General features: G+C 68.5%; 2 protein-coding genes. Both read right to left on the bottom strand.

The window, feature by feature from the left end; all coding sequences use genetic code 11:
- Window positions 1-3: 3 nt before the first annotated feature.
- A complete protein-coding gene (locus tag ACFV61_RS35960; RefSeq protein ID WP_380496393.1) occupies window positions 4-1,212 on the bottom strand; it encodes a transglycosylase family protein in 1,209 nt (402 codons plus the stop codon).
- Window positions 1,213-1,321: 109 nt separating this feature from the next.
- A partial coding sequence (locus ACFV61_RS35965; RefSeq protein WP_380496395.1) for a hypothetical protein occupies window positions 1,322-1,567 on the bottom strand: 246 nt, incomplete at its 5' end.

Below are 1,567 nucleotides of genomic sequence, written 5' to 3' on the forward strand. Positions count from 1 at the left end.
GCGTCAGTTGTTTATAAGAGACAGGGGCGCGCCACCGGCCGAGACCGGGGCGCCGACGACGTTCGTCAGGTCTACCGTCGCCCACTGGCCGTTCGCATACCTGGCGGTGCCCTGAAGATGACCGTCCGTGCCGCGGGAGTAGATCATGAGGGTGCCATCGGAGTCCGTGGTGGCACTGACGGCGCCGTCGGTGGCGGGTGTGCCGGCCTGGTTGGCGAGGTCCGTGGTCGCCCACTGACCGGCGGCATCCTTGTAGGTGATCTGGAGATGACCGTTGGCAGCATTCGCGCTGGCCACGCCGACGGTCCCGTTCTTCTGGGTGAAGGTCGCGGGCGCCCCACCCGCCGATACCGGGGTGCCGACGACGTTCGTCAGGTCGACGGTCGCCCAACTCCCGTTCGGCTGAAGAGCGGTGAGACTCAGATGCCCGCCGTCCGTCGAACCACGCGAGTAGATGGCAAGCGTGCCGTCAGGATCGGTGGCGGCGCGGATCGCACCACCTGTGACCGGTGTGCCGACCTGGTTGGTGAGGTCGCTGGTGGCCCACTTGTCGGCGGCATCGCGGTAGGTGATCTGGAGGTGGCCGTTGGCGGCGTTGGCGCTGGCCACACCGGTAACGCCATTCTTCATGGCGAAGGCGCTGGGTGCACCGCCGGCGGAGTTCGGGGTGCCGACGACGTTGGTGAGGTCGACGGTGGCCCACTTGTCGGTCGGATACCTGACAGTCCCCTGGAGATGACCGTCAACGCTACGGGTGAAGGTGTAGGCCATGCCGTCAGCACCACTCACCGAACTACCGTCACCCAACGCCGGTATCCACGTCGAACCCGGCGGAGTCGACGGGTACGGGTTGGCGTGGTCGGAGCCCAGGCCCGCCTTCGGACCGCAGCTCGGCCAGGCGCCCTCGCCCTGCCCGGCGAGGACTTTCTCGCCGATCAGGATCTGCTGTTCCTTGGTGGCCTGGTTCGGGTACTGGGCGTACTGGCCTCCGCCGTAGGCGAGCCAGGTGCTCTTCGTGAACTGCAGGCCGCCGTAGTAGCCGTTGCCGGTGTTGATCGACCAGTTGCCGCCGCTCTCGCAGGCGGCGACCTTGTCCCAGGTCGACACGGAGGCGGCCGAGGCCTGCCCGGTTGTGAGGGCGGAGGTTCCCCAGGCGAGGAGGCTGGAGGCGAGCAGGGCGAGGGCGGACGTGCGGCGGGTGCGGGTGGTCACGGTCAACTCCGTTGACATTGGGGCGGCGCGATGGCGGGATGGGCGCCGGCCGGGGAAAACCCCCGGCCGGCGTCAGGACCGGTGGTCAGCCGTCGGTCTGGTTGGGGGGTCAGCTGGCGGGGGTGCCGACGATGTTGGTGAGGTCGACCGCGGCCCACTGACCGTTCGGCTGGAGGGCGGTGAGGTTGATGTGGCCGCCGTCGGTCGAACCACGGGAGTAGACGGCGAGGGTGCCATCGGGATCGGTGGTGGCGCTGACAGCGCCGTCCGTCACCGGGGTGCCGACCTTGGTGGTGAGGTCGGTGGTCGCCCACTTGTCGGCGGTGTCCTTGTAGGTGATCTGCAAGTGGCCGTT

Source organism: Kitasatospora sp. NPDC059817, from assembly GCF_042731835.1.
In the GTDB taxonomy this organism is placed as follows: Bacteria; Actinomycetota; Actinomycetes; order Streptomycetales; family Streptomycetaceae; genus Kitasatospora.